The sequence below is a fragment of the Enterobacter sp. FUJ80071 genome, assembly GCF_038739915.1.
Lineage (GTDB): Bacteria > Pseudomonadota > Gammaproteobacteria > Enterobacterales > Enterobacteriaceae > Enterobacter > Enterobacter kobei.
Genome location: NZ_JBBXKH010000001.1, coordinates 4,468,682 through 4,490,825, shown reverse-complemented (window position 1 = coordinate 4,490,825; position 22,144 = coordinate 4,468,682). Strand labels below are relative to the sequence as shown.

Here is a 22,144-nt window from a genome sequence, read left to right as displayed (position 1 = left end):
TGACTCCTTAAGCCGTTTTCAGCTCGCCAACCGGACGGGCTGGCTCAACTGCTGGGTAATAGGGTTCGTTATGGCGCGCTTTGTTGCGCAGCCCTTCAGGCACTTCATAGAGCGGGCCGAGGTGCTGATACTGCTGAGCCATATCGAGATAGCGGGCGCTGCCGATGGTGTCCAGCCAGCGGAACGCGCCGCCGTGGAACGGAGGGAAGCCCAGGCCGTATACCAGCGCCATATCCGCTTCGGCCGGGCTGGCGATAATGCCTTCTTCCAGACAACGCACCACTTCGTTGATCATCGGGATCATCATGCGGGCGATGATCTCATCGTCGGTGAAGTCACGTTTTGACTGGCATACGTCGGCCAGCAGGCCATCCACCGCCGCATCCTCTTCTTTCTTCGGTTTGCCTTTGCTGTCTTCTTTATAGCGCCAGAAGCCCAGGCCGTTTTTCTGACCGAAGCGGTTAGCGTCGAACAGGGCGTCAATCGCGTCGCTATAATCTTTCTGCATGCGCTGCGGGAAGCCTGCCGCCATCACCGCCTGGGCGTGATGGGCGGTATCAATACCGACCACGTCCAGCAGATACGCCGGGCCCATCGGCCAGCCGAACTGTTTTTCCATCACTTTGTCGATTTTGCGGAAGTCTGCCCCATCGCGCAGCAGCTGGCTGAAACCGGCGAAGTAAGGGAACAGTACGCGGTTGACGAAGAAGCCCGGGCAGTCGTTAACAACGATCGGCGTTTTGCCCATCTTGCTTGCCCACGCCACCACTTTGGCGATGGTTTCGTCAGAGGTTTTTTCCCCTCGGATCACTTCGACCAGCGGCATACGGTGTACCGGGTTGAAGAAGTGCATTCCGCAGAAGTTTTCCGGACGCTTCAGTACGCTCGCCAGTTCGCTAATCGGAATAGTCGAGGTATTAGAGGCCAGTACGGTATCCGGACGAACTTTGTCTTCCGTTTCCGCCAGCACCGCTTTTTTGACTTTCGGGTTCTCTACGACCGCCTCAACGACCACGTCCACACGATCAAAACCGCTGTATTCCAGCACAGGCTGAATGGTAGAGATCACGCCCGCGAGCTTCAGCCCGTCAATTTTGCCGCGCTCCAGCTGTTTATTCAGCAGCTTGGCCGCTTCGGTCATGCCCAGCGTCAGGGATTTCTCGTTAATGTCTTTCATCACTACCGGCACGCCTTTCCAGGCTGACTGGTAGGCGATGCCGCCACCCATAATACCCGCCCCGAGTACCGCCGCGTGTTTTGGGGTCTCAACGTTTTTGGTCAGCTGTTTAGCTTTGCCTTTCACGAACTGATCGTTCAGGAAGATGCCAACCAGCGCGCGGGCTTCGTTGGTGTGCGCCAGCGGGACGAAGCTCTGATTTTCCAGTTTCAGGGCTTCGTCACGGCCCAGACGGGCGGCCGCTTCAATGGTTTTCACTGCCGTGATCGGCGCCGGGTAGTGTTTACCCGCCGTCTGCATCACCATGCCTTTGGCGATGGTGAAGCTCATGGTGGCTTCTATCTTGCTGAGTTTTAACGGCTCAAGCTTCGGCTGGCGTTTGGCTTTCCAGTCGAGATCGCCATTAATGGCCTGACGCAGAATAGCCAGAGCGCCTTCAACCAGTTTTTCTGGCTTAACCACGCCGTCCACCAGGCCGATTTTCTGCGCCTGTTCCGCGCCGACATCTTTACCGGCGGCGATGATCTCCAGCGCGCTGTCAGCACCCAGCATGCGCGGCATACGGACGGATCCGCCAAAGCCCGGCATGATCCCCAGTTTGGTTTCCGGCAGGCCGATACGCAGATCCGGCGTGGCCAGACGGTAGTCGGTTGCCAGCACGCATTCGCAGCCACCGCCTAATGCGTAACCATTAACGGCGGAAATAGTCGGAACAGGCAGGTCTTCCAGACGGTTAAAGACGCTGTTAGCAAAGTGCAGCCACTGGCTCAACTGTTCTTCAGGCACCTGGAACAGGGAAAGGAATTCGGTGATATCGGCACCGACAATAAAGGCTGCTTTGTTTGAGCGCAGCAGCAGCCCTTTTAATTCAGTTTGCTTTTCAAGTACTTCCAACGCCTGGCCAAGACTGGCCACGGTCGCGGTATCAAGCTTGTTCACTGAGCCGGGAGCATCGAACACCAGTTCGGCAATGCCATCTTCCAGCCAGTTGAGGTACAGGGTGTCGCCTTTGTAGAGCATGTCAGTCTCCTGAATCCAGCAATTGGATCTGGTCATACCAGATGAAACGGAGTGTGGGATTTATGTTAATAAAATGCAAATTACTCATTAAGAAATTGCTGCATTGATCACGGTCGGTGGAAATCACGCAGCCGGAGTGAGGTGTGCTAAGATGCGATGACTTGAGGTCAAAAAAACGAAAGGAAGAATGATGGACTCACTGGCTTCGCTTTATAAAAATCATATCGTTACCCTACAGGAACGTACCCGCGATGTACTGGCCCGCTTCAAACTGGATGCCCTGCTTATCCATTCCGGCGAGCTGATAAACACATTTCTTGATGACCATGCCTATCCGTTCAAGGTTAACCCGCAGTTTAAAGCCTGGGTGCCTGTTACTCAGGTTCCTAACTGCTGGTTGCTGGTGGATGGCGTGAACAAGCCGAAACTGTGGTTCTACCTGCCTGTCGATTACTGGCACAGCGTGGAACCGCTGCCGACCTCTTTCTGGACGGAAGAAATTGATGTGATTGCGCTGCCAAAAGCGGACGGCATTGGCAGCCAGCTACCTGCTGCACGCGGCAATATCGCCTATATTGGCCCGGTTCCGGAGCGTGCATTGGGTCTGGATATTCCCGCGGACAAACTCAACCCGAAAGGGGTGCTGGACTTCCTGCATTACTACCGTGCGTACAAAACCGATTACGAACTTTACTGCATGCGTGAAGCGCAAAAAACGGCGGTGAATGGCCATCGTGCCGCACACGAGGCGTTCCAGTCCGGCATGAGCGAATTCGATATCAACCAGGCGTACCTGACCGCGACCGGCCACCGTGATACCGACGTGCCATACAGCAATATTGTCGCGCTGAATGAGCATGCTTCTGTTCTTCACTACACCAAACTGGACCATCAGGTTCCGTCGGAAATGCGCAGCTTCCTGCTTGATGCCGGCGCTGAGTACAACGGTTATGCGGCTGACCTGACCCGTACCTGGGCGGCTAATGCTGACACCGATTTCGCGCAGCTGATTAAAGACGTGAACGATGAGCAACTGGCGCTTATTGGTACCATGAAAGCCGGTACCAGCTACGTGGATTATCACGTTCAGTTCCATCAGCGCATCGCGAAGCTGCTGCGTAAGCATCAGATTGTGAAAGACATGAGCGAAGAGGCAATGGTCGAGAACGATCTCACCGGGCCATTCATGCCGCACGGTATTGGTCACCCGCTGGGCCTGCAGGTTCATGACGTCGCTGGCTTTATGCAGGATGATACCGGTACGCATCTTGCGGCACCGTCTAAATATCCTTACCTGCGCTGCACCCGTATTCTTGAGCCGCGTATGGTGTTGACGATTGAACCGGGGATCTACTTTATTGAATCCCTGCTGGCGCCATGGCGTGAAGGTCAGTTCAGCAAACACTTCAACTGGGAAAAAATTGACGCACTGAAACCGTTTGGCGGTATTCGTATCGAAGATAACGTGGTGATTCACGAGAACGGTATCGAGAATATGACGCGAGACCTGAAGCTGGCCTGATGGAAAGCTGGCTGATACCGGCTGAACCGGTCACCTTTGTTGAGGAAATCAAGAAAAGCCGCTTTATTACGCTGCTGGCACACACCGACGGCGTTGAAGCGGCAAAGGCATTTGTCGAGTCTGTCCGGGCTGAGCATCCTGACGCACGTCACCACTGTGTGGCGTGGGTGGCAGGGCCCCCGGATGATTCGCAACAGCTTGGCTTTTCCGATGACGGTGAACCCGCGGGAACCGCCGGTAAACCCATGCTCTCGCAGCTGATGGGCAGCGGCGTGGGTGAAATTACCGCCGTGGTGGTGCGTTACTACGGCGGCATCTTGTTAGGCACGGGCGGGCTGGTGAAAGCCTATGGCGGTGGCGTTCAGCAGGCACTGAATATATTGACGACCACCCGCAAAACGCCGCTCACCGAATATACTCTATTGTGCGATTACGCCCAATTATCCGGCATCGAAGCGTTGCTGAAACAGTTTAATGGCGTTATCGCGCACAGTGACTTTCAGGCGATGGTGCAATTACGCGTGGCGCTTCCTCAGGCGGAGCTGGCTGCTTTTTCAGCAAAACTGGCAGATTTTAGTCGCGGTTCGTTGCAATTACTGCCGATTGAAGAATAATCCCCACCTCACTTTTTTGAATACCAAAGGAAGCGGCAGAGATGCATTTTCGTGCCATAACCCGAATCGTTGGACTGCTGGTCATACTTTTTTCCGGGACGATGATTCTCCCAGGACTGGTGGCGCTTATCTACCGGGACGGCGCGGGGCGGGCATTTACCCAGACCTTTTTTGTCGCACTGGCAATTGGCTCGCTGCTGTGGTGGCCGAATCGTCGTCAGAAAGGTGAGCTGAAATCCCGCGAAGGCTTTCTGATCGTGGTGCTGTTCTGGACGGTGCTGGGGAGCGTGGGTTCGCTGCCCTTTATCTTCTCCGAGCAACCTAACCTGAGCATCACGGATGCCTTTTTTGAATCGTTCTCGGGGTTAACGACCACCGGGGCGACGACGCTGGTGGGTCTGGATTCATTACCCCACGCCATCCTCTTTTATCGCCAGATGCTGCAGTGGTTCGGCGGTATGGGGATCATCGTCCTGGCGGTAGCTATTCTGCCCATTCTGGGCGTCGGTGGGATGCAGTTGTACAGGGCTGAAATGCCCGGGCCGCTGAAAGATAACAAGATGCGCCCGCGTATTGCCGAGACGGCGAAAACCCTGTGGCTGATTTATGTCCTGCTGACGGTGGCCTGTGCGCTGGCGCTCTGGTTTGCCGGGATGCCTGCTTTTGATGCCATCGGACACAGCTTTGCGACAATCGCTATCGGCGGGTTCTCCACCCACGATGCCAGCGTAGGCTACTTCGATAGCCCAACGATCAACACCATCATTGCGATTTTCCTGCTGATTTCTGGCTGTAACTATGGCCTGCACTTCTCTTTACTGAGCGGGCGAAGCCTGAAGGTGTACTGGCGCGACCCTGAGTTCCGCATGTTTATTGGTGTCCAGCTTACGCTGGTCGTCATCTGTACCCTGGTGCTGTGGTTCCATGATGTTTACAACTCCGCGCTGACGACCCTAAACCAGGCGTTCTTCCAGGTGGTATCAATGGCGACGACGGCCGGATTTACCACGGACAGTATTGCGCGCTGGCCGCTGTTCCTGCCGGTACTCCTGCTGTGCTCTGCGTTTATTGGTGGCTGCGCCGGGTCGACGGGCGGTGGCCTGAAGGTGATTCGTATTCTGCTGCTGTTCAAGCAGGGCAACCGTGAGCTGAAACGACTGGTCCACCCGAACGCGGTCTACAGCATTAAACTGGGGAACCGCGCGCTGCCGGAACGTATTCTCGAAGCCGTATGGGGCTTTTTCTCGGCGTATGCGCTGGTCTTTATCGTCAGTATGCTGGCGATCATCGCGACGGGGGTGGATGATTTCTCCGCCTTTGCGTCCGTCGTCGCAACATTGAATAACCTCGGGCCAGGCCTGGGGGTCGTGGCGGATAACTTTGCCAGTATGAACCCGGTCGCGAAATGGATCCTCATTGCCAATATGCTGTTTGGTCGTCTTGAGGTCTTTACGCTGCTGGTGCTCTTCACCCCAACATTCTGGCGCGAATAAGGAGCCGTTGATGAAAACACTGATTCTTTTCTCTACGCGAGACGGACAAACACGTGAGATTGCCGCGTATCTGGCGTCGGAATTAAAAGAACTGGGTATTTACTCGGATGTGGTGAACCTGAATCGCGCGGAGCAGATCACATGGCAGGAGTACGATCGCGTGGTGATTGGCGCCTCTATTCGTTACGGGCATTTCCATCCAGCGCTGGATCGTTTTGTGAAAAAGCACACGGCGGTGCTCAACAAATTGCCCGGCGCGTTTTACTCGGTCAATCTGGTTGCGCGTAAAGCCGAGAAGCGTACGCCGCAGACCAACAGCTATACGCGCAAGTTTTTACTCAGCTCACCGTGGCAGCCAGACCTGTGCGCGGTTTTTGCTGGTGCGCTGCGTTACCCTCGATATCGTTGGTATGACCGTTTCATGATCCGCCTGATTATGAAAATGACCGGTGGTGAAACCGATACCCGTAAAGAAGTGGTTTATACCGACTGGTCGCAGGTGGCCAGTTTTGCGCGGGAAATCGCACATTTAACGGACGATTCGCGACTTAAATAAGCGTTAAGTTTGAAAAGTGAGCGAACGAAAAGTTTTTTGTATTTTGTGCTTGTCACTGTGAAATAACTCCCTATAATGCGCCTCCACTGACACGGAACAACGGCACACACGCCGCCGGGTCAGCAGAGAAAAGCAAAATAAACGCTTGACTCTGAAGCGGGAAAGCGTAATATGCACACCCCGCGCCGCAGCGAAAACGAAGCGGCACTGCTCTTTAACAATTTATCAGACAATCTGTGTGGGCACTCAAAGTGACATGGATTCTTAACGTCGCAAGACGAAAAATGAATACCAAGTCTCTGAGTGAACATACGTAATTCATTACGAAGTTTAATTCACGAGCATCAAACTTAAATTGAAGAGTTTGATCATGGCTCAGATTGAACGCTGGCGGCAGGCCTAACACATGCAAGTCGAACGGTAGCACAGAGAGCTTGCTCTCGGGTGACGAGTGGCGGACGGGTGAGTAATGTCTGGGAAACTGCCTGATGGAGGGGGATAACTACTGGAAACGGTAGCTAATACCGCATAACGTCGCAAGACCAAAGAGGGGGACCTTCGGGCCTCTTGCCATCAGATGTGCCCAGATGGGATTAGCTAGTAGGTGGGGTAACGGCTCACCTAGGCGACGATCCCTAGCTGGTCTGAGAGGATGACCAGCCACACTGGAACTGAGACACGGTCCAGACTCCTACGGGAGGCAGCAGTGGGGAATATTGCACAATGGGCGCAAGCCTGATGCAGCCATGCCGCGTGTATGAAGAAGGCCTTCGGGTTGTAAAGTACTTTCAGCGGGGAGGAAGGTGTTGTGGTTAATAACCGCAGCAATTGACGTTACCCGCAGAAGAAGCACCGGCTAACTCCGTGCCAGCAGCCGCGGTAATACGGAGGGTGCAAGCGTTAATCGGAATTACTGGGCGTAAAGCGCACGCAGGCGGTCTGTCAAGTCGGATGTGAAATCCCCGGGCTCAACCTGGGAACTGCATTCGAAACTGGCAGGCTAGAGTCTTGTAGAGGGGGGTAGAATTCCAGGTGTAGCGGTGAAATGCGTAGAGATCTGGAGGAATACCGGTGGCGAAGGCGGCCCCCTGGACAAAGACTGACGCTCAGGTGCGAAAGCGTGGGGAGCAAACAGGATTAGATACCCTGGTAGTCCACGCCGTAAACGATGTCGACTTGGAGGTTGTGCCCTTGAGGCGTGGCTTCCGGAGCTAACGCGTTAAGTCGACCGCCTGGGGAGTACGGCCGCAAGGTTAAAACTCAAATGAATTGACGGGGGCCCGCACAAGCGGTGGAGCATGTGGTTTAATTCGATGCAACGCGAAGAACCTTACCTACTCTTGACATCCAGAGAACTTAGCAGAGATGCTTTGGTGCCTTCGGGAACTCTGAGACAGGTGCTGCATGGCTGTCGTCAGCTCGTGTTGTGAAATGTTGGGTTAAGTCCCGCAACGAGCGCAACCCTTATCCTTTGTTGCCAGCGGTTAGGCCGGGAACTCAAAGGAGACTGCCAGTGATAAACTGGAGGAAGGTGGGGATGACGTCAAGTCATCATGGCCCTTACGAGTAGGGCTACACACGTGCTACAATGGCGCATACAAAGAGAAGCGACCTCGCGAGAGCAAGCGGACCTCATAAAGTGCGTCGTAGTCCGGATTGGAGTCTGCAACTCGACTCCATGAAGTCGGAATCGCTAGTAATCGTAGATCAGAATGCTACGGTGAATACGTTCCCGGGCCTTGTACACACCGCCCGTCACACCATGGGAGTGGGTTGCAAAAGAAGTAGGTAGCTTAACCTTCGGGAGGGCGCTTACCACTTTGTGATTCATGACTGGGGTGAAGTCGTAACAAGGTAACCGTAGGGGAACCTGCGGTTGGATCACCTCCTTACCTTAAAGAACCTGCCTTTGCAGTGCTCACACAGATTGTCTGATGAAAAAACAGCAGTAAAAATCTCTGCAGGCTTGTAGCTCAGGTGGTTAGAGCGCACCCCTGATAAGGGTGAGGTCGGTGGTTCAAGTCCACTCAGGCCTACCAAACTCCTTTTAAAGGATGAGCGGTACAGAGATTACAAACGATGGGGCTATAGCTCAGCTGGGAGAGCGCCTGCTTTGCACGCAGGAGGTCTGCGGTTCGATCCCGCATAGCTCCACCATCTTTTACTGCGAACACAAGAAAACTTCAGAGTGAACCTGAAAAGGTGCACTGCGAAGTTTTGCTCTTTAAAAATCTGGATCAAGCTGAAAATTGAAACGACACACATGTTATGTGTGTTCGAGTCTCTCAAATTTTCGCAAACCGATGATGAATCGAAAGAAACATCTTCGGGTTGTGAGGTTAAGCGACTAAGCGTACACGGTGGATGCCCTGGCAGTCAGAGGCGATGAAGGACGTGCTAATCTGCGAAAAGCGCCGGCGAGGTGATATGAACCTTTGACCCGGCGATGTCCGAATGGGGAAACCCAGTGTGTTCCGACACACTATCGTTAACTGAATACATAGGTTAACGAGGCGAACCGGGGGAACTGAAACATCTAAGTACCCCGAGGAAAAGAAATCAACCGAGATTCCCCCAGTAGCGGCGAGCGAACGGGGAGCAGCCCGGAGTCTGAATCAGCTTGTGTGTTAGTGGAACGGTCTGGAAAGTCCGACGGTACAGGGTGATAGTCCCGTACACGAAAATGCACAGGTTGTGAACTCGAAGAGTAGGGCGGGACACGTGGTATCCTGTCTGAATATGGGGGGACCATCCTCCAAGGCTAAATACTCCTGACTGACCGATAGTGAACCAGTACCGTGAGGGAAAGGCGAAAAGAACCCCGGCGAGGGGAGTGAAAAAGAACCTGAAACCGTGTACGTACAAGCAGTGGGAGCCTCTTTATGGGGTGACTGCGTACCTTTTGTATAATGGGTCAGCGACTTATATTCTGTAGCAAGGTTAACCGAATAGGGGAGCCGAAGGGAAACCGAGTCTTAACTGGGCGTTAAGTTGCAGGGTATAGACCCGAAACCCGGTGATCTAGCCATGGGCAGGTTGAAGGTTGGGTAACACTAACTGGAGGACCGAACCGACTAATGTTGAAAAATTAGCGGATGACCTGTGGCTGGGGGTGAAAGGCCAATCAAACCGGGAGATAGCTGGTTCTCCCCGAAAGCTATTTAGGTAGCGCCTCGTGAACTCATCTTCGGGGGTAGAGCACTGTTTCGGCTAGGGGGCCATCCCGGCTTACCAACCCGATGCAAACTACGAATACCGAAGAATGTTATCACGGGAGACACACGGCGGGTGCTAACGTCCGTCGTGAAGAGGGAAACAACCCAGACCGCCAGCTAAGGTCCCAAAGTCATGGTTAAGTGGGAAACGATGTGGGAAGGCACAGACAGCCAGGATGTTGGCTTAGAAGCAGCCATCATTTAAAGAAAGCGTAATAGCTCACTGGTCGAGTCGGCCTGCGCGGAAGATGTAACGGGGCTAAACCATGCACCGAAGCTGCGGCAGCGACACTATGTGTTGTTGGGTAGGGGAGCGTTCTGTAAGCCGTTGAAGGTGGCCTGTGAGGGTTGCTGGAGGTATCAGAAGTGCGAATGCTGACATAAGTAACGATAAAGCGGGTGAAAAGCCCGCTCGCCGGAAGACCAAGGGTTCCTGTCCAACGTTAATCGGGGCAGGGTGAGTCGACCCCTAAGGCGAGGCCGAAAGGCGTAGTCGATGGGAAACAGGTTAATATTCCTGTACTTGGTGTTACTGCGAAGGGGGGACGGAGAAGGCTATGTTAGCCGGGCGACGGTTGTCCCGGTTTAAGCATGTAGGCGGAGGTTCCAGGTAAATCCGGTACCTTTTAACGCTGAGGTGTGATGACGAGGCACTACGGTGCTGAAGTAACAAATGCCCTGCTTCCAGGAAAAGCCTCTAAGCATCAGGTAACACGAAATCGTACCCCAAACCGACACAGGTGGTCAGGTAGAGAATACCAAGGCGCTTGAGAGAACTCGGGTGAAGGAACTAGGCAAAATGGTGCCGTAACTTCGGGAGAAGGCACGCTGATATGTAGGTGAAGCCCCTGCGGGTGGAGCTGAAATCAGTCGAAGATACCAGCTGGCTGCAACTGTTTATTAAAAACACAGCACTGTGCAAACACGAAAGTGGACGTATACGGTGTGACGCCTGCCCGGTGCCGGAAGGTTAATTGATGGGGTTAGCGGTAACGCGAAGCTCTTGATCGAAGCCCCGGTAAACGGCGGCCGTAACTATAACGGTCCTAAGGTAGCGAAATTCCTTGTCGGGTAAGTTCCGACCTGCACGAATGGCGTAATGATGGCCAGGCTGTCTCCACCCGAGACTCAGTGAAATTGAACTCGCTGTGAAGATGCAGTGTACCCGCGGCAAGACGGAAAGACCCCGTGAACCTTTACTATAGCTTGACACTGAACACTGGTCCTTGATGTGTAGGATAGGTGGGAGGCTTTGAAGCGTGGACGCCAGTCTGCGTGGAGCCGACCTTGAAATACCACCCTTTAATGGCTGGTGTTCTAACGTAGACCCGTAATCCGGGTTGCGGACAGTGTCTGGTGGGTAGTTTGACTGGGGCGGTCTCCTCCCAAAGAGTAACGGAGGAGCACGAAGGTTAGCTAATCCTGGTCGGACATCAGGAGGTTAGTGCAATGGCATAAGCTAGCTTGACTGCGAGAGTGACGGCTCGAGCAGGTGCGAAAGCAGGTCATAGTGATCCGGTGGTTCTGAATGGAAGGGCCATCGCTCAACGGATAAAAGGTACTCCGGGGATAACAGGCTGATACCGCCCAAGAGTTCATATCGACGGCGGTGTTTGGCACCTCGATGTCGGCTCATCACATCCTGGGGCTGAAGTAGGTCCCAAGGGTATGGCTGTTCGCCATTTAAAGTGGTACGCGAGCTGGGTTTAGAACGTCGTGAGACAGTTCGGTCCCTATCTGCCGTGGGCGCTGGAGAATTGAGGGGGGCTGCTCCTAGTACGAGAGGACCGGAGTGGACGCATCACTGGTGTTCGGGTTGTCATGCCAATGGCACTGCCCGGTAGCTAAATGCGGAAGAGATAAGTGCTGAAAGCATCTAAGCACGAAACTTGCCCCGAGATGAGTTCTCCCTGAGACTTTAAGTCTCCTGAAGGAACGTTGAAGACGACGACGTTGATAGGTCGGGTGTGTAAGCGCAGCGATGCGTTGAGCTAACCGATACTAATGAACCGTGAGGCTTAACCTTACAACGCCGAAGCTGTTTTGGCGGTGAGAGACGATTTTCAGCCTGATACAGATAACAGAATTTGCCTGGCGGCTTTAGCGCGGTGGTCCCACCTGACCCCATGCCGAACTCAGAAGTGAAACGCCGTAGCGCCGATGGTAGTGTGGGGTCTCCCCATGTGAGAGTAGGGAACTGCCAGGCATCAAATAAGTGAAAAGGCCATCCGTAAGGATGGCCTTTTTGCGTTTCAGCGCTATACAAACTAATCCCCCAACGCCCTGCTTATACGGTAAACTACCTGCGTTTTTGCATCAGGATAGCGTTTATGAACCACTCCCTTAAGCCCTGGAATACCTTTGGTATTCAACGCAATGCTAATCACATTGTCCGTGCCGATACTGCACAGCAGTTGCTGAATGCATGGCAAAGCGCAACCGAAAAAAACGAACCCGTACTGATTCTGGGCGAAGGAAGTAATGTCCTGTTTCTCGACGATTTTGCGGGAACAGTGATCGTTAACCGCATCATGGGAATTGATGTGGAAGAGCGCGCCGATAGCTGGCACTTGCACGTGGGGGCCGGAGAAAACTGGCATCACCTGGTGCAATTTACCTTGGAAAAAGGGATGCCTGGCCTGGAAAACCTTGCGCTTATTCCGGGCTGCGCGGGATCATCACCGATTCAAAACATCGGTGCCTATGGCATCGAGCTGAAACATGTCTGTGAATACGTCGACTGCATCGAACTGGCGACTGGAACGGCTAAGCGTTTAACCGCAGAACAGTGCCGTTTTGGCTACCGTGACAGTATCTTCAAACATGAATATCAGGATCGCTACGTGATTGTCGCCGTGGGCCTGCGCCTGTCGAAGAACTGGCAGCCCGTACTGACCTACGGTGATTTAACGCGTCTCGATCCGGCTACCGCCACCCCCCGCGATGTGTTTGACTCGGTTTGTCATATGCGCATGACCAAGCTTCCCGACCCGAAAGTAAATGGAAATGCCGGAAGTTTCTTCAAAAACCCGGTGATCGACAGCGAAAAGGCAAAGGTCTTCCTTGAAGGATGGCCCGCAGCACCACATTACCCTCAGGCAGATGGCAGCGTGAAGCTGGCTGCGGGATGGCTTATCGATCAATGCCAGCTTAAAGGCACTTCAGTCGGAGGCGCTGCCGTTCATCAGCAGCAGGCTCTGGTACTGATCAATCAACATGATGCGAGCAGTGATGACGTGGTCAAACTGGCTCATTATGTTCGTGAACGTGTGGGTGAAAAGTTTAACGTCTGGCTGGAGCCAGAAGTCCGCTTCATTGGCCGCACAGGTGAAGTGAATGCCGTGGAGACCATCGCGTGAAAGACAATACCATCCCGTTAACCCTAATTAGCATCCTTGCGGATGGGGAGTTTCATTCTGGCGAGCAGCTGGGTGAGCAGCTGGGCATGAGCCGTGCAGGCATTAATAAGCATATCCAGACCCTCCGCGACTGGGGTGTCGATGTCTTTACCGTTCCTGGAAAAGGGTACAGCCTGCCGGAACCCATTCAATTGCTGAATGAAGACGTGATTCGTAGCCAGATTGGGCACGGCAATGTTGCGGTGCTGCCGGTGATTGACTCAACGAACCAGTATCTTCTGGATCGTCTGCCTGAACTGAAATCCGGCGATGCCTGCGTTGCAGAGTATCAGCAGGCCGGGCGTGGTCGCCGAGGGCGAAAATGGTTCTCGCCCTTCGGTGCCAACCTTTACCTGTCCATGTACTGGCGACTCGATCAGGGCCCTGCCGCAGCGATTGGCCTGAGTCTGGTCATCGGGATTGTCATGGCAGAGGTGCTACACGATCTGGGCGCCGATCGGGTGCGTGTTAAATGGCCTAACGATCTTTACCTGAACGATCGTAAACTTGCCGGTATTCTGGTCGAACTGACGGGAAAAACGGGCGATGCGGCGCAAATCGTGATTGGCGCGGGCCTCAATATGGTGATGCGTAACGTACAAAACGATGTGGTCAACCAGGCCTGGACGAATCTCCAGGAGGCGGGGATCGTCATCGATCGTAACATCCTTGCCGTGCGTATGATTAAAGAGTTGCGCAGTTCACTGACGCTTTTTGAACAGGAAGGACTCGCAACGTTCCTGTCTCGTTGGGAAAAACTGGACAACTTTATCAATCGCCCGGTGAAATTACTGATTGGTGATAAAGAGATCTACGGCATTTCCCGCGGGATTGACGCTCAGGGCGCGTTGCTCCTGGAACAGGATGGCGTGATCAAGCCCTGGATGGGCGGTGAAATTTCACTGCGAAGTGCCGAATAACCGAATGGGGTGAATGATGCGAAAACCCGTTTGCGCGACCCTGGCTGTGATGATGAGCTTGCTGTTCTCTCCTCTCTCGCAGGCGGGTCAGGCCTGGGAGAGTTACAAGGCGCGCTTTTTCAAACCGGAAGGTCGCATTGTTGATACCGGCAACGGTGACGTTTCGCATACGGAAGGTCAGGGTTTCGCCATGTTAATGGCGGTGGCTAACGACGATAAAGCCACGTTCGATAAGCTCTGGCAATGGACCAACAGGACGCTAAAGAACAACGAAAATGGTCTGTTTTACTGGCGTTATAACCCCGCTGAGTCTAATCCGGTCGCTGATAAAAACAACGCCACAGATGGTGATGTCCTGATTGCATGGGCGTTGTTAAAAGCCGATGCGCGCTGGCATGACAAACGCTACAGCGCCGCATCGGATGCGATTACGAAAGCATTGATTGACCACAACGTAATCCGCTATGCGGGTTACCGCGTGATGCTGCCCGGCGTACAGGGATTTAAGCTTGAGGATGAAGTGGTCCTTAATCCTTCCTATTTTGTGTTTCCGGCCTGGCAGGCCTTTGCCGGACGCAGTCATTTGCCGGTCTGGCGTGAATTGATAAAGGACGGGAAACGTCTGCTGGGAAAAATGGGATCGGGTAAAGCGAATCTACCGACAGACTGGGTTTCGCTGGCATCCGCGGGCAAGCTGACGCCGGCCAAAGGCTGGCCACCGCGAATGAGCTACGATGCGATTCGTATTCCGCTGTACATAGCCTGGTCTGATAAACAAAGCCCGCTGCTGACGCCCTGGAAAGCCTGGTTTGGTCAGTTCCCACGGGAACATACACCCGCCTGGGTTAACGTCACGACCAATGAATACGCGCCCTATATGATGGAAGGCGGTCTGCTGGCGGTCAGGGATTTAACGATGGGTCAGCCATCCGGCGAACCGGAAATCACCTCTAAAGACGACTACTATTCGGCAAGTCTGAAAATGCTGGTATGGATTTCAGCGCAATAATAACGCACTGACAATCCCCTCTCCCTACAGGGGAGAGGGGTAAATCCTTTATTGCGGATACGGTACCCAATCTCCGCCGTTCAGACGAACGTACGGTTTGTTCTGGTACTGAATCACAACAGCATTCGCGTTTTCGGAGACCTCTGCCGTTTGCGGCAGGTTGCTGGTGAGCTGATTCCAGTTCACGCTATCTTCCACAAACAGCTTCCCGTCCACGGCACGGGCAACCAGTTCTGAAATTGCCAGATAGCTGGTTGGCTGTGTAATCTCAATCGGCGCGCCCTGGTGCGGAGCCTTCATACCAAAGAATTTAATGCCCGCAGGCACGTTGGTAATGGACGGGCTTGGAATATCACGCAGACCTGACACCTGCATTCTGTCGCCTTTCAGCGCGCCGCCGTGTTCAGGCACGACAACCACCATCACTTTACGGCCTGATTTTTCCAGCTCAGTGAAGAACGCATCCAGCTCGTCGAAGAATTTCTGCGCACGCACTTTATAATCTGCCGTTTTGCTCACGCCCGGGAAGTGGTTACCGTCGTGAAGCGGCAGGGTGTTAAAGAACGTCGCACTGCGCGGGTTGCTGTCTTTTTCGATGGTTTGCAGCCAGCGCTGCAGTACGGCTGTATCGTCGTAAACAGGGGAACCGTCGAAGCCGAGCAGAGTAACGGGAAGCCCGGTTTGATCCATCAGCGGCGCCTGCATGCCACCCTGTTCACGCACCTCTTTCAGGAAGTTACCGAACTGGCCGTTATGTCCCAGCATCAGATGCTGCGTAAAGCCCAACTTCGCGAGGTTATCGAACAGATAACACTGATTCCCTGCCGGCTGGTACAGGTTTTTATGCGATGTCTGACCGCAGCTTGCACGCAGAAGGCGAATCGCTGCCGGGCCGCTGTATGAGGTGGCAGAGTTGAAATCTTTAAACTGGATATCGAAATGAGACCACAGTGGGTGAGACATTAATCCGGCTGCATCCACATCGGCCCAGGAGAGGAAGCAGATGTTAATCACCAGCAGCTCAAACGGTTGAGCATCTGCCGGCAGTGCATCCGGGAATTTCGTCTGTCGCTTATCTTCTGCGGTATAGAAGCTGGAAAGCCACGCATTGAGGTTGGTGGAGGTCGGCGGTGCGGTCTGGGTTGGAATATCACCTACCACAGGCGTATCGCCTGCCGTGGTAACAGTAGCCGCTGCGCTTCCACCCGTGGTGGTCACCGTGGTGGTTGGTTGACCGGCAGGCCACAGGGAGAAGTCCGGCCCTGCCAGCGTCAGCACGTTAAGCCAGATCATAATGGCGACGACAAACACCGTGACGCGGATCCACTGCGACAGGAACAGCCAGGTCACCAACAGGACAAAGATGGCGCCAATCATCTGCCAGTTAATAAAGCGCTCCACCAGATCAAGCATGTAGTCTGCACTGAAGCCCGCGACCTGTGACCCCTGGCTCATTATGCTGTCCGGACCCGGTAGCCAGGTATCGTGCCAGAACAGCGCAAAGCCGACGGGGATGGCTACCCAGTGACGTAAACGATGCAGCCTGATATTCGGCAACGGCATCAGCAGGAAGGCCATAAAGACCAGGTTAAGCAGGGGATGGAAATTCAGATAGCCTGCCCAGAGCAAACCAAACTTCACCAGAAAGTAAAAGTTCCAGCCGGAAAGGCCGCGCCAGTATTGCCAGAGCGGCGAGGGTGACGAAGCGGTATAGGTAGAATTAGTCATGTTTTCGGTCTGCCTTGACGTGTGATGCCCGTGTCAGTGTTCCGGCTGGTTTTACATAGCGAGGTTTTATAAACATCACTCTGGCCGTATCACGGATACGACGTATGGAATGGCGCGCATAGTAGCCAAGCGGGAAAAAGATCAGCGCACAGAATACGACCAGTTGAATAATATCGCTGATATTCATGATGGTACGTTCTCCCCATTCTCGGTTAATAAGCGATGGGGTTCCGGAACCCGACGCCAGACATGGCCGTCATGTCTGGCATTGAGAATCGGTTTTGCATCGCTGGTGATCACCAGCGGTTTAACCCATTGTTCAGGCTGAAGTGCGCGCATCTGCACCAGCTCCGCGCTGATAGCATTATCTTCGAACCAGATCATACGGTTTGAGAAAATATCCCCGGTAGGCAGGGGAAAGATGTGGTTAAGCGCGGCATCAAGATCGTTCACCCGGCAGAAGGACAAAAATAGCACCAGGCGATTGTCGCCAATGGTCATGATGTCCCCTGTACGATTCGGACGACATAAGGTGAGAGCCTGTTCAACGCGGATACCCGGAACAGGACGCAGGGCAACCATCACCCCTTTCCCGTCCGCAGGAAGTAGCGTGTTGCTCATCATATTGCCGACGGCGTCGCAGAAGTTATCCCATTTCTGGTATCCGCGCAGCTTCATCGGCTGCGTCATGGAGAGCAAGGTGGAAATGTCTTCCGGCACATGGCGGCTGAACTGCTGTCCCTGAACGCTTTCGATTAGCGTCAGGCAGCGTGACAGCGGCGCATTCCATGGAACAACCATATTTGCGCCGCAGCCAAGCAGCAGACGCTCATCTGTGGCGCGCAGGCTGGTATTGTTTTCCCGCACCACAATTTTTAATGCGCTGCCGCGCTGGCGACGTAAGGTATGAATTTGTCTCGCCAGCGTCTCAATCTGGTTATTTTGCATCAACGAGAAAACAAGGGTTGCCGCCTGGGTTGTACGAGCTTCATGAAAAAGCGCTTCGTTAGACTCAAACAGCGACCAGTTTTCCGACAGCGCGGGCGCGCCCTCTAAAACCGCAATATGGCTCAGGATGCGTTTTTCATCACTGCGCGGCTGCACAACCGTTTCTTCCTGCTGTGCCAGGTGCCATTTCCCCTCACTCTGTTTCAGGGTCAGCTGTTGCCTGGCGCTCACGCCTTTTTCATTACACCAGAAAGCAATATCGTAGAGATAGCTGCCTACCTGGTCACGCAGACTGGCCAGACCGAACAGGGAGCGATATTCACCCATTAAAAGTGAAAACAACTTGTCATTATTACTGCCGGGATTGACGACCAATAGCGTGCAATTTTGAAATTTTGCCCATTTATTGATTTTTTCCAGCCACGGCAGCAGTTTTTCAGCAGGGATATTTTGCAGGACGTTATTTGCGCATTTAAGAATCACTAAATAGTGATCCGGATCAATGGAGCACTGAACGTCGCGGGACAAAAAGTATAGACTATCCACTTCTGCTGACATGGAAAATAAGCGCACGGTTTGCGGTCCGCCGTCACTTTCCAGCGTGATAATTTTCTTCGGCTCTTCGCCCATGCTAATGACAGCCACGCGGGAATCCTTATCCTGGGCGGCAATTGTCTGGTTTACCAGACTGATGGCATCTTCATTACGGTCGGTATTAATCCACCAGACTCCACCGACTGGCATGTGGCTCAATTCGTCCCATAATGACTGGATGCCAATAGAAAATATGGAGTCCACGGTGTCCCTCTTTTCGTCTAATTTATCTGTATCTCAGTTTACTAGCGAAAGCGTAGAAATAAACCTAACATTGAAATTAAAGAACATCAGATTTAGCATGTAAATGAAATTTGTCAGGGCAGGACGCCCCGCAACTTCTGAGCGTGCGATTTTCCTCAAAGGGATGGCAGAAAAATGGATAATAACGAACCCGGAACCCCAGTCGACTCGACCCTGGGCTATACATTCCAAAACGATTTTCTGGCGCTGACGCAGGCCTTTTCTTTACCTGAAATAGATTACACAGATATTTCCCAGCGGGAACAGTTGGCCGCGGCTATTAAACGCTGGCCATTATTAGCTGAATTCGCCCATCAACAATAAGGGAGCCATTGATGGCCATACTCGGATTACAGGGTGTCCGTGGCGGTGTGGGTACCACATCCGTTACCGCGGCGCTGGCGTGGTCATTACAGCTTTTAGGTGAATCGGTGTTGGTGATTGACGCCTGCGCCGATAATTTGCTGCGTATGTCGTTCAACGTCGACTTCACTCGTGAAGCGGGTTGGGCACGCGCGTTGCTTGATGATAAAGACTGGCGGGATGCAGGGCTGCGCTATACCTCTCAACTTGATTTACTGCCTTTTGGTCAGCTCACCACCACCGAACGTGAGAATGAAGCCGCTTATCAGCGGTTGTTTTCGCAGTTCACGCTTGCATTGCAAAGTCTGAAAGAAAAAGGCCACTACCAGTGGATCCTGGTGGATCTGCCGCACGGCGCCGGGACGTTAACCCGGCAGCTTATCGCGCAGTGCGATCATGTTCTCTCCATCGTCAACGTGGATGCAAATTGCCATATTCGTCTGCATCAACAAGGGCTGCCGCAAAATGCGCACCTCCTGATTAATGACTTACGCATCGGGAGCCAGATCCAGGACGATCTCTACCAGGTCTGGCTACAGAGTCAGCGTCGCCTGCTACCCATTGTGATTCACCGGGATGAAGGAATGGCAGAATCCCTGGCCTCCAAGCAGCCGCTCGGCGAGTACCGCAGCGATTCCCTGGCGGCAGAAGAGATCCTCACGCTGGCTAACTGGTGTCTGCTGAACTTCGCCAACGCGGCGGAGCCGGCAGGGAGTTCGATATGAGTCGACTCGCCAGTTGGTTCCTTATCCCGCCGGTTAATGCGCGTCTGAGCGAACGCTACCGACATTTTCGTCGGCATGGTGCGTCGGCATTCAGTGCCGCGCTTGGCTGTTTCTGGATGATTATGGCCTGGATGTTCATTCCGCTTGAACATCCGCGCTGGCAGCGCATACGTGCGCACCATAATGAATTATATCCACACATTAACCCTGACCGGCCGCGGCCTTTGGATCCGGCGCGTTATCTCATTCAGGCCGTCTGGCTGGTCGTCACCTCGTCACAGCGAGAACGCCAGACGCCGCACTGGCGCAGTTTCTCCCGCGTTCAACAGCTGCGCGAGCGCTATCACCAGTGGCTGGATAAATTGCCTGACAGCGTGACCGACAAAACCAGCCATCTGGATAACCAAAAAGAGCTCGGGCACCTCCACCCGGGCCTGCGGCGTTTTATCCTCGGCGTGATTGTCGTGTTCTCACTGATTCTGGCGCTGGTCTGTATTACGCAACCCTTCAATCCCCTGGCGCAGTTCACCTTCCTGATCCTGCTGTGGGGCGTGGCGTTGCTGGTGCGTCGTATTCCGGGCCGCTTCTCGGCGCTGATGCTGATTGTGCTGTCGCTGACCGTTTCCTGCCGCTATATCTGGTGGCGTTATACCTCAACGCTGAACTGGGACGACCCGGTGAGTCTGGTCTGCGGTCTGATTCTGCTGTTTGCCGAAACCTATGCCTGGATTGTGCTGGTGTTGGGGTATTTCCAGGTCATCTGGCCGCTCAATCGCCAGCCCGTGCCGCTGCCGAAGGACACCACGACGTGGCCGACTGTCGATCTCTTCGTCCCAACCTACAATGAAGACCTGAGCGTGGTGAAAAACACCATTTATGCTGCGCTCGGCATCGACTGGCCGAAAGATAAACTCAAGGTCTGGATCCTGGATGACGGCAACCGCCCAGCGTTCCGCCAGTTCGCGGAAGAGGTCGGCGTCGAATACATCGCCCGTCCGACGCACGAACATGCTAAAGCCGGTAACATCAATAACGCGCTGAAGTATGCCACCGGGGAGTTTGTCTCGATCTTTGACTGCGACCACGTACCTACGCGATCGTTCCTGCAGATGACCATGGGCTGGTTCCTGAAAGAGAAAGAGCTGGCAATGATGCAGACGCCGCACCACTTCTTCTCGCCGGACCCGTTTGAACGCAACCTTGGCCGTTTCCGTAAGACCCCGAACGAAGGCACGCTGTTCTATGGTCTGGTGCAGGATGGTAACGACATGTGGGACGCCACGTTCTTCTGCGGCTCCTGTGCGGTTATCCGCCGTAAACCGCTGGATGAAATTGGCGGTATTGCCGTCGAAACGGTGACTGAAGATGCGCACACCTCGTTGCGTCTGCACCGTCGGGGTTATACCTCGGCCTATATGCGTATTCCTCAGGCCGCCGGTCTGGCGACGGAATCGCTCTCGGCGCACATTGGTCAGCGTATTCGCTGGGCGCGCGGCATGGTGCAGATTTTCCGTCTCGATAATCCACTGATAGGGAAAGGGCTCAAGCTGGCGCAGCGTCTCTGCTACGTCAACGCGATGTTCCACTTCTTATCCGGCATCCCGCGGCTGATCTTCCTGACCGCACCGCTGGCGTTTCTGCTCCTTCACGCCTATATCATCTACGCCCCGGCGCTGATGATTGCGCTGTTTGTTCTGCCGCACATGATCCACGCGAGCCTGACGAACTCGAAGATTCAGGGTAAATATCGCCATTCCTTCTGGAGTGAAATCTACGAAACGGTGCTGGCCTGGTACATTGCGCCGCCAACGATGGTGGCGCTGATCAACCCGCATAAAGGGAAATTCAACGTCACCGCGAAGGGGGGGCTGGTGGAAGAGGAGTACGTCGACTGGGTGATCTCCCGTCCGTATATCTTCCTGGTGTTGCTGAACATCGTTGGCGTCATCGCCGGTATCTGGCGTTACTTCTACGGCCCTGAAAATGAAATCCTGACCGTCTTTGTGAGTATGGCCTGGGTCTTCTACAACCTGATTATTCTTGGCGGCGCGGTGGCGGTGTCGGTGGAGAGTAAACAGGTTCGTCGCGCGCATCGCGTTGAAATCTGCATGCCCGCGGCGATTGCCCGTGAAGATGGTCACCTCTTCTCCTGTACCGTGCACGACTTCTCTGACGGTGGTCTGGGGATCAAAATCAACGGCCAGGCGAAAGTGCTGGAAGGGCAAAAAGTTAACTTGCTGCTTAAGCGCGGCCAGCAGGAGTATGTCTTCCCGACGCAGGTAGCGCGTGTGGCGGGCAATGAAGTCGGTCTGCAACTGATGCCGTTGACCAAAAAGCAACACATTGATTTTGTGCAGTGTACGTTTGCCCGTGCGGATACATGGGCTCTCTGGCAGGACAGCTTCCCGGAAGATAAACCTCTGGAAAGCCTGCTGGATATTCTGAAGCTGGGGTTCCGTGGCTATCGTCACCTTGCAGAATTTGCCCCGTCGTCGGTGAAATTAATTTTCCGGTCACTTACTTCGCTGGTTTCCTGGGTCGTATCGTTCATTCCTCGTCGTCCTGAGCGGGATGAGGCGAAGCAGGCGGACCCGGTTATGGCTCAACAATGATGATAAC

At 53.9% G+C, this 22,144-nt stretch carries 14 protein-coding genes, 2 tRNA genes and 3 rRNA genes; 15 read left to right on the top strand and 4 right to left on the bottom strand.

Annotation, left to right across the window (positions count from 1 at the left end; all coding sequences use genetic code 11):
• Positions 1–7 precede the first annotated feature (7 nt).
• The gene (fadB, locus tag AAER43_RS21785) at positions 8–2,197 is read right to left on the bottom strand and encodes a fatty acid oxidation complex subunit alpha FadB (protein ID WP_057057736.1); all 2,190 of its coding nucleotides are present in this window, start codon (positions 2,195–2,197) and stop codon (positions 8–10) included.
• A 190-nt stretch (positions 2,198–2,387) separates the two neighbouring features.
• Between fadB and pepQ the strand changes: the two genes are divergently transcribed.
• The 12 genes from pepQ (at position 2,388) to AAER43_RS21725 (ending at position 14,924) form a co-directional block, all read left to right on the top strand.
• Positions 2,388–3,719: a Xaa-Pro dipeptidase gene (gene pepQ / locus AAER43_RS21780; RefSeq protein WP_050863005.1), complete on the top strand. Its 1,332-nt coding sequence runs from the start codon at positions 2,388–2,390 to the stop codon at positions 3,717–3,719.
• The gene (locus AAER43_RS21775) at positions 3,719–4,333 is read left to right on the top strand and encodes an IMPACT family protein (protein ID WP_014885611.1); all 615 of its coding nucleotides are present in this window, start codon (positions 3,719–3,721) and stop codon (positions 4,331–4,333) included. The genes pepQ and AAER43_RS21775 overlap by 1 nt, the downstream gene beginning before the upstream one ends.
• A gap of 41 nt (positions 4,334–4,374) precedes the next feature.
• A complete protein-coding gene (gene trkH, locus AAER43_RS21770; protein ID WP_013099227.1) occupies positions 4,375–5,826 on the top strand; it encodes a Trk system potassium transporter TrkH in 1,452 nt (483 codons plus the stop codon).
• Positions 5,827–5,836: 10 nt separating this feature from the next.
• Positions 5,837–6,382: a menaquinone-dependent protoporphyrinogen IX dehydrogenase gene (gene hemG / locus AAER43_RS21765; RefSeq protein ID WP_014885610.1), complete on the top strand. Its 546-nt coding sequence runs from the start codon at positions 5,837–5,839 to the stop codon at positions 6,380–6,382.
• Positions 6,383–6,734: 352 nt separating this feature from the next.
• Positions 6,735–8,274 (top strand): 16S ribosomal RNA (locus AAER43_RS21760).
• Between the two features lie 70 nt (positions 8,275–8,344).
• Positions 8,345–8,421: transfer RNA gene (locus tag AAER43_RS21755), tRNA-Ile, on the top strand.
• 42 nt (positions 8,422–8,463) lie between these two features.
• Positions 8,464–8,539: transfer RNA gene (locus tag AAER43_RS21750), tRNA-Ala, on the top strand.
• Positions 8,540–8,719: 180 nt separating this feature from the next.
• A 23S ribosomal RNA gene (locus AAER43_RS21745) occupies positions 8,720–11,623 on the top strand.
• A 64-nt stretch (positions 11,624–11,687) separates the two neighbouring features.
• Positions 11,688–11,803, top strand: a 5S ribosomal RNA gene (rrf, locus tag AAER43_RS21740).
• The 16S, 23S and 5S rRNA genes sit together here with 2 tRNA genes alongside, the layout of an rRNA operon.
• A gap of 124 nt (positions 11,804–11,927) precedes the next feature.
• Positions 11,928–12,956 carry a UDP-N-acetylmuramate dehydrogenase gene (gene murB, locus AAER43_RS21735; protein ID WP_023331542.1) on the top strand — a complete coding sequence of 343 codons (1,029 nt, stop codon included), beginning with the start codon at positions 11,928–11,930 and terminating at the stop codon, positions 12,954–12,956.
• Positions 12,953–13,915, top strand: a complete 963-nt coding sequence (gene birA / locus AAER43_RS21730; protein ID WP_023331541.1) for a bifunctional biotin--[acetyl-CoA-carboxylase] ligase/biotin operon repressor BirA — start codon at positions 12,953–12,955, stop codon at positions 13,913–13,915. Before murB ends, birA begins: the two co-directional genes overlap by 4 nt.
• Before the next feature lie 16 nt (positions 13,916–13,931).
• A complete protein-coding gene (locus tag AAER43_RS21725) occupies positions 13,932–14,924 on the top strand; it encodes a glycosyl hydrolase family 8 (RefSeq protein WP_047343563.1) in 993 nt (330 codons plus the stop codon).
• Positions 14,925–14,972: 48 nt separating this feature from the next.
• Here AAER43_RS21725 and bcsG read toward each other — a convergent pair whose 3' ends face one another.
• From bcsG to bcsE, 3 genes are read right to left on the bottom strand one after another with little or no spacing between them, the layout of a single operon-like run.
• A complete protein-coding gene (bcsG, locus tag AAER43_RS21720) occupies positions 14,973–16,652 on the bottom strand; it encodes a cellulose biosynthesis protein BcsG (RefSeq protein ID WP_057057851.1) in 1,680 nt (559 codons plus the stop codon).
• Entirely contained in the window at positions 16,645–16,839 is a 195-nt protein-coding gene (bcsF, locus tag AAER43_RS21715) for a cellulose biosynthesis protein BcsF (protein WP_014885605.1), read from the bottom strand. Before bcsF ends, bcsG begins: the two co-directional genes overlap by 8 nt.
• Positions 16,836–18,398, bottom strand: a complete 1,563-nt coding sequence (gene bcsE, locus AAER43_RS21710) for a cellulose biosynthesis c-di-GMP-binding protein BcsE (protein ID WP_050861815.1) — start codon at positions 18,396–18,398, stop codon at positions 16,836–16,838. Before bcsE ends, bcsF begins: the two co-directional genes overlap by 4 nt.
• 174 nt (positions 18,399–18,572) lie before the next feature.
• On the opposite strand from bcsE, the gene bcsR reads away from it, so the two are divergent.
• The 3 genes from bcsR to bcsA are packed head-to-tail and all read left to right on the top strand — an operon-like array spanning position 18,573 to position 22,137.
• Entirely contained in the window at positions 18,573–18,761 is a 189-nt protein-coding gene (gene bcsR / locus AAER43_RS21705; protein WP_008503237.1) for a cellulose biosynthesis protein BcsR, read from the top strand.
• Positions 18,762–18,772: 11 nt separating this feature from the next.
• Entirely contained in the window at positions 18,773–19,525 is a 753-nt protein-coding gene (gene bcsQ, locus AAER43_RS21700) for a cellulose biosynthesis protein BcsQ (RefSeq protein ID WP_023337934.1), read from the top strand.
• The gene (gene bcsA, locus AAER43_RS21695) at positions 19,522–22,137 is read left to right on the top strand and encodes a UDP-forming cellulose synthase catalytic subunit (RefSeq protein WP_014885602.1); all 2,616 of its coding nucleotides are present in this window, start codon (positions 19,522–19,524) and stop codon (positions 22,135–22,137) included. Before bcsQ ends, bcsA begins: the two co-directional genes overlap by 4 nt.
• The last annotated feature ends 7 nt before the right edge of the window (positions 22,138–22,144 follow it).

Bases quoted from the DNA above. Each gene is read 5' to 3' on its own strand.
- hemG (WP_014885610.1), top strand. From the start codon at position 5,837: ATGAAAACACTGATTCTTTTCTCTACGCGAGACGGACAAACACGTGAG.
- bcsF (WP_014885605.1), bottom strand. From the start codon at position 16,839: ATGAATATCAGCGATATTATTCAACTGGTCGTATTCTGTGCGCTGATC.
- bcsG (WP_057057851.1), bottom strand. From the start codon at position 16,652: ATGACTAATTCTACCTATACCGCTTCGTCACCCTCGCCGCTCTGGCAA.
- AAER43_RS21725 (WP_047343563.1), top strand. From the start codon at position 13,932: ATGCGAAAACCCGTTTGCGCGACCCTGGCTGTGATGATGAGCTTGCTG.
- bcsQ (WP_023337934.1), top strand. From the start codon at position 18,773: ATGGCCATACTCGGATTACAGGGTGTCCGTGGCGGTGTGGGTACCACA.
- AAER43_RS21775 (WP_014885611.1), top strand. From the start codon at position 3,719: ATGGAAAGCTGGCTGATACCGGCTGAACCGGTCACCTTTGTTGAGGAA.
- trkH (WP_013099227.1), top strand. From the start codon at position 4,375: ATGCATTTTCGTGCCATAACCCGAATCGTTGGACTGCTGGTCATACTT.
- bcsR (WP_008503237.1), top strand. From the start codon at position 18,573: ATGGATAATAACGAACCCGGAACCCCAGTCGACTCGACCCTGGGCTAT.
- murB (WP_023331542.1), top strand. From the start codon at position 11,928: ATGAACCACTCCCTTAAGCCCTGGAATACCTTTGGTATTCAACGCAAT.
- pepQ (WP_050863005.1), top strand. From the start codon at position 2,388: ATGGACTCACTGGCTTCGCTTTATAAAAATCATATCGTTACCCTACAG.
- fadB (WP_057057736.1), bottom strand. From the start codon at position 2,197: ATGCTCTACAAAGGCGACACCCTGTACCTCAACTGGCTGGAAGATGGC.
- bcsA (WP_014885602.1), top strand. From the start codon at position 19,522: ATGAGTCGACTCGCCAGTTGGTTCCTTATCCCGCCGGTTAATGCGCGT.